A 224-nucleotide genomic window follows, 5' to 3' on the forward strand; every position below is an offset into this window, starting at 1 on the left:
ATAAGAGACAGCCTACGGGTGGCAGCAGTGGGGAATTTTGGACAATGGGCGCAAGCCTGATCCAGCAATGCCGCGTGAGTGAAGAAGGCCTTCGGGTTGTAAAGCTCTTTTGTCAGGGAAGAAACGGTGAGGGCTAATATCCCTTGCTAATGACGGTACCTGAAGAATAAGCACCGGCTAACTACGTGCCAGCAGCCGCGGTAATACGTAGGGTGCAAGCGTTA

Annotated in this window: 1 rRNA gene; it reads left to right on the forward strand. The window is 52.7% G+C overall.

Annotated features, from left to right (window positions below):
- Positions 1-224 (forward strand): 16S ribosomal RNA (locus ACTHSL_RS14390); the annotation flags it as partial.

The organism is Neisseria sp. P0008.S010, assembly GCF_051962715.1.
Lineage (GTDB): Bacteria > Pseudomonadota > Gammaproteobacteria > Burkholderiales > Neisseriaceae > Neisseria > Neisseria elongata.